This is a genomic window from Micromonospora sp. CPCC 205539, from assembly GCF_036906815.1.
Taxonomy (GTDB): Bacteria; Actinomycetota; Actinomycetes; order Mycobacteriales; family Micromonosporaceae; genus Micromonospora.
Genome location: NZ_JBAKHW010000090.1, coordinates 1 through 4,365 on the forward strand (window position 1 = coordinate 1; position 4,365 = coordinate 4,365).

At 72.3% G+C, this 4,365-nt stretch carries 6 protein-coding genes; 4 read left to right on the forward strand and 2 right to left on the reverse strand.

The window, feature by feature from the left end; all coding sequences use genetic code 11:
* Positions 1–120 precede the first annotated feature (120 nt).
* Complete coding sequence (locus V6V47_RS32565; RefSeq protein WP_334632394.1) at positions 121–588, reverse strand: SRPBCC family protein; 468 nt, start codon at positions 586–588, stop codon at positions 121–123.
* A gap of 193 nt (positions 589–781) precedes the next feature.
* On the opposite strand from V6V47_RS32565, the gene V6V47_RS32570 reads away from it, so the two are divergent.
* Together V6V47_RS32570 and surE are read left to right on the forward strand one after the other, a co-directional pair.
* Positions 782–1,744: a PfkB family carbohydrate kinase gene (locus V6V47_RS32570; RefSeq protein WP_442934339.1), complete on the forward strand. Its 963-nt coding sequence runs from the start codon at positions 782–784 to the stop codon at positions 1,742–1,744.
* The gene (gene surE, locus V6V47_RS32575) at positions 1,741–2,568 is read left to right on the forward strand and encodes a 5'/3'-nucleotidase SurE (protein ID WP_334632396.1); all 828 of its coding nucleotides are present in this window, start codon (positions 1,741–1,743) and stop codon (positions 2,566–2,568) included. Before V6V47_RS32570 ends, surE begins: the two co-directional genes overlap by 4 nt.
* A gap of 198 nt (positions 2,569–2,766) precedes the next feature.
* Here the strand turns inward: surE and V6V47_RS32580 are convergent, their stop codons facing one another.
* Positions 2,767–3,132, reverse strand: a complete 366-nt coding sequence (locus V6V47_RS32580; RefSeq protein ID WP_334632397.1) for an STAS domain-containing protein — start codon at positions 3,130–3,132, stop codon at positions 2,767–2,769.
* A 365-nt stretch (positions 3,133–3,497) separates the two neighbouring features.
* Between V6V47_RS32580 and V6V47_RS32585 the strand changes: the two genes are divergently transcribed.
* Positions 3,498–3,641 carry a hypothetical protein gene (locus tag V6V47_RS32585; protein WP_334632398.1) on the forward strand — a complete coding sequence of 48 codons (144 nt, stop codon included), beginning with the start codon at positions 3,498–3,500 and terminating at the stop codon, positions 3,639–3,641.
* A gap of 135 nt (positions 3,642–3,776) precedes the next feature.
* Positions 3,777–4,196, forward strand: coding sequence for a hypothetical protein (locus V6V47_RS32590; RefSeq protein WP_334632399.1), 420 nt, complete (start codon positions 3,777–3,779; stop codon positions 4,194–4,196).
* Positions 4,197–4,365 lie beyond the last annotated feature (169 nt).

A 4,365-nucleotide genomic window follows, 5' to 3' on the forward strand; every position in this document is an offset into this window, starting at 1 on the left:
GGCGGAGCGCTGGCGCGGGGCAGAGCGCTGGCGCGGGGCGGGGCGCTTGCGCGGGGCGGGCCGCGGGGCGGGGCAGAGCGCTGGCGCGGGGCGGGGCAGAGCGCTGGCGCGGGGCGCGGGTTAGGTGGTGGGTGGGGAGGTTCCTGCTTGGTCGAGGGCTGCGCCGAGGCGGGTGGCCAGGGCGAGGTGGGCCACTCGGGCCTGGCGGAACGCGTACCGGAACAGCGGGGCCGGCGCGGTCAGGGTGATCTCGACGTCGATCCGGACCAGCCCGTCCGGCTCCGTGCGCAGCCGAGTGTGGTTGCGCACCGTGGTGGCCGGCCACTGCCGGGCGAGCATGACGATCTCGTCGGCCTCGCTGATGAGCACGTCCGCCCGGTAGGTCGTTCGCATGTGCAGCGGCCCGACCGGTAACCGGTCGTTGATCACGTAGCTGGCCTTGGCGCCGGGGCGAGGCGGCAACTGGCGGACCTGGACGATCAGCGGGTGCAGTTCGCCCTGCCGGGTCAGGTCGCTGAGCAACGCCGCTGCCTCGGCGAGTGAGCAGCGGGCCTGGACGGTGTAGCTGAAGGTATCGCTCCTGAGCACACCGTCTCCTACCGTCGATTGGTCGAACGATCGTCCCGTACCAATGTCGAGCTGGCAACGGCCGGACGGACACCGGCCGTTGTTCCGCCGTTCGGGGGACGTTCGCATAACGCTCGGTTGGTGGGGAATCACCCTCGGCAAGAGTGACGGAAGGCGGGGCGATGAGTGGCGACGACCGGTGAGCGGGCACGTGATGGTCTTCGCGCCCACCCCGCAGCTGACTGTGACGTTGGATCAGCCGAATGACCAGCCCGAACTGCACCTGCACCCCGGTGGGCAGGGCGTCTGGCAGGCCCGGATGGTGATGTCGCTGGGGATCGACGTGGTGCTCTGCACCGCGCTCGGTGGCGAGATCGGCCAGGTCCTCGAGCCGCTGCTCCTCAGCGAGGGGGTGGACCTGAAGGTGGTGGTCCGCGACTCCGGCAGCGGCGGGTACGTGCACGATCGTCGCGACGGTTCCCGGCGGGAGATCGTCGACGTGCCCGGGCAGCCACTGAGCCGGCATGAGCTTGACGAGCTGTACAACCTGGCCCTCGGCGAGGGCCTGCGGGCCTCGGTGAGCATGCTCAGCGGGCCGAACGAGCCGTGGCTCGTTCCCGCCGATCTGTACCGGCGCTTCGCCGCCGACCTCAGCGCCAACGGCGGACGGGTGGTGGTCGACCTCTCCGGCGACCACCTTGGCGCGGTGCTGAAGAGCGGGGTGTTCTTCCTGAAGGTGAGCCACGAGGAGCTGATCCGCGACGGCCGTGCCCGCAGCGACGACAGCGCCGAGCTGACCCGGGCGATGTACGACCTGCACGCGTCGGGCGCCGAGACGGTGGTGGTGAGTCGAGCCGATCAGCCGGCGTTGGCGCTCATCGACGGGGAACTGTTCGAGGTGGAGATGCCCCGGTTGGAGGCCGCCGATCCGCGCGGCGCGGGCGACTCGATGACCGCCGGTGTGGCCGCCGTGGTGGCCGGCGGCGGGGACATCCGGACCGCCATCCGTACCGGCGCCGCCGCCGGGGCCCTGAACGTGACCCGGCACGGCCTGGGCACCGGGCGGTTGGACTCGATCACCGGGTTGGTGGACCGGGTCCGGCTGGTTCCGGCGGACAGCCGGCCGCAGGAGCGGACCACCCCCGACGAGCTGGCCGACCGGACGGTCGAGCGGTGAAACCGCGGGTGTTGGTCACCAACGACGACGGGATCGCCGCGCCCGGCATCCAGGCGCTGGCCTGGGCTGCCGTGCAGCGGGGCCTGGACGTGGTCGTCGCGGCGCCCATGGAGGAGGCCAGCGGCACCAGCGCCGCGATGAGCGCGCTGGAGCGGGACGGGCGGGTGGTGGTGCAGGACCATCCGCTGCCGGAACTCCCCGGGGTCCCGGCGTACGGGGTTACCGGCTCCCCCGGCTTCATCACGCTGATCGCTCTGCACGGTGCGTTCGGCCCGCCGCCGTCGGTGGTGCTCTCCGGCATCAACCGGGGCGCCAATGCCGGTCGCGCGGTGCTGCACTCCGGCACGGTGGGTGCCGCGTTCACCGCCGCCACGAACGGCTGCCGGGCGATGGCGGTCTCGCTGGACGTGCTCTCCGCCGGCGAGGCGACGGCCGCGAGCGGTGGTGCCGCGGTGGCTGCCGCATCCCGGGTACGCGACGCCGAGCGCCACTGGAGCACCGCGGCGCGGGTCGCCCTGGACCTGCTGCCCCGGCTGACCGCCGCGCCAGCGGAGAGCGTGCTCAACGTCAACGCCCCGGATCTGCCACACGGTCGGCTGCGCGGGGTACGCCGGGGCACGCTCGCCAGCTTCGGCCAGGTGCAGATGACGGTGGCCGAGTCCGGGCACGGCTTCGTGCGTACCTCATTGGAGGAGCCGGGGCAGGCCGCGCAGGCCGGCACGGACGTGGCGCTGCTGGCTGCCGGGTACGCGTCGGTGACGGCGATCCGGGCCGTCACCGAGGCGACCGACGTCGACCTGACGGGTTTGGAGGGGCAGCCCTGAGTAGCCCTGAGGGGTGGGGCTGCCCAGACGTGGCGGGCGGGCCTGCCCGGCCCGACAGGGTATGGCTGAGAGGCCTCGACGGGCAGGGTGCGGCGGTGAGGCGCTGGCAGGTGAGCCCTGAGCGGCCTGGCTGGGCGTCCTGCCGTTGGTGGCGGGGCTGGTCGAAGTTGGAAGGCTGACGCTGGTCGCAGCGAGCGCTCAGGCGCCGGGAAGCACCTCAGGGGTGGCGGCGGCGCCAGCGAAATAGGGCTCCGGAGCGCCGAAGAGACCGAGCAGGCCGGTCACCCAGAGCTGACGGTGCACGAAGCGGCTGGGTTGGGTGACCACGAGCTTGACGCCGCTGACTTCAGCGGTCTGGAAGCCGGCGACCATGGCGCTGATGCCGACGGAGTCGATGAAGGTGACCAGCCTCATGTTCAGTTCGATCCGGAGAGGGCGGCCCTTGGCCAGCACCTCGGCAATCGCCTCGCGCACCTCGTACGCGGTGTCGACGTCGATCTCGCCCCGCGGGGCGATCTCCACGACACCACCAGACAGAACCGACTTCACGATCGACAGGCTCACGCGAGCACCTCCACCCGCCCGTCCCCCGGGCGCCTCATCAGTACGCGGGCCGCGACCGAGAGTATTCCTCCGACGGCCTCGGTCGCCACCCCTCGGGATGAGCAATTCGCGGATTCGGGCACATCAAGTCACCCATCTCCGTAATTTTCGTTATCTGATCACTCGACGATCGGTCGGAGCCGACGCGTCGCCGGACCAGGGTAACGGTCCCAGCTCGACACACCCGACAAGCGGCCCGTCAGGCGCGCCCCTCCCGCGTGCGGCGGCGTGTCGCACCTCGTCGACCAAGCTTCCGACACGGCCCGCGGTTGCTGGGCGGGCCTAGCATCGGCCGGGGATGTCCACCGTGACGGAGAGGACCATCGATGATCAAGAGATTGGCTGGGCTGGCTGGCGTTGCCGCGCTGCTCGCTCTCGTACTGGCCTGCGGTTTCGGTGGCGGCGGCGACGATGACGACGACGATGACGACGACTTCGCCCGGGGCGTGGCAGTGGTGGTGCTGCGCTAAGCCCCGTCGAGCCGGGTCGGCCGGGTTTGCGCCCGGCCGACCCGGGGCACTGCGGATGAGGCGAACCGTGACGCGCTGGACAGACGCCGAAGTCCGAAGTGGCCGGCGGCTTCGGCACCCGAGGAGGTAACCACGATGTTCGGAAACAACCTGCTGGACCGCCGCAGCAAGCCGGAGCGGATCGCGGACCAGGCGTGGGAGCACCTCGCCTCCGCCGTCAGCTCCGCCGGAGACAGTGTCCTGGACACTGTGCGGGACACCGCCCGATCGGCCCGCCGCAACAGCAGCGACCTCGCCGACGGGGCGGGTGACCTGGTCGGCTCCGCCGCCGACGAAGCGCGCCGACGCGCCTCGTTGGCCTTCGACGCGCTCGCTGGTCGTCGGCCGGCGCTGCCCTGGACGCTGCTGATCGGTGCCGCGCTGGTGGGCGCTGCAATCGGCTGGGCCGTCGGTTCCGCCGCTCGGGCCGCTGGCAGCCAGGAGGACCCGGCCGTGGACGACGTCGAGTTCGTCGACGTCGACCGCCCCAACTCACCGGTCGGCCTGGACGGCTAGTAAGTCCCATCACACGCATCAACGAGCCCCGCTCGACCTACCGGTCAAGCGGGGCTCGCCCGTCTCGCGCGCCCCGCGCCCCGCGCCCCGCGCCCCGCGCCCCGCGCCCCGCGCCCCGCGCCCCGCGCCCCGCGCCCCGCGCCCCGCGCCGATGATCGTGCTCGATCCT